Source organism: Sulfuricella sp. T08 (assembly GCF_000971475.1).
Classification (GTDB): Bacteria; Pseudomonadota; Gammaproteobacteria; order Burkholderiales; family Sulfuricellaceae; genus Sulfuricella.
In genome coordinates this window covers 1-685 of the sequence record NZ_DF967572.1, presented here as the reverse complement: position 1 = coordinate 685, position 685 = coordinate 1, and the positions used below count along the sequence as shown (strand labels likewise).

Sequence of the window (685 nt, the reverse complement as noted above, 5' to 3'; positions counted from 1 at the left end):
ATTCAAACAGGTTTTGTCCGCCATGCTTTGAAACAATGGATAAGACCCTTGTCGTAAGCATCAGAATGTCCCCTGGGAGGGCTATCATGAAACCCAGAATTGACGGTACCAAATTTGGCTCCATCACTATAGAGGGGTCTGATATCGAACACGATGTTCTCATCCGGCTTTCAGGCGAGGTCAAGAAGAGAAAGAAGAAGTTATCCAAAGCAGTGTTTGGCACATCTCATACAATCTCACTCGAAGAGGCTGAGTATATATTCGAAAAGGGGGCTGAACGGCTTATCATTGGCTCAGGCCAAAATGGCATGGTAACGCTCTCTAAAGAGGCATCTGAGTATTTCAAGAAAGAGGGGGTTCGAGTTGATCTTTCACCCACACCCGAAGCCATTCACCAGTGGAACAAGGCTAAAGGCTCAACCATCGGACTTTTTCATGTTACTTGCTGATCTCTTGCAATCGCACATAAAGCATCAGGTTGATGTGTCCATTCCTGAATGACCAGTTCGTGTCGCGAAGCGAAGTTCACGTTTCCAGATAGCGGAAGGTGGCCTTGATGCAACGATGGTGATCTGCCTAGTGCCGGGATACCTACGCTGATCACTAAACCTACGTCCAGTTCAGCTTTGCAAAGCTGAAGTTCAGTATTTGAGCTAACCGGTTCGAACTAAAAAAGCTCTTGTAA

The 685-nt window shown here is 46.3% G+C and carries 1 protein-coding gene; it reads left to right on the top strand.

Features of this window, described 5'->3' with window-relative positions:
* Positions 1-449 (top strand): Mth938-like domain-containing protein (locus tag SCT_RS15175; protein WP_237759712.1); only part of this gene is annotated, 449 nt, incomplete at its 5' end.
* Positions 450-685 lie beyond the last annotated feature (236 nt).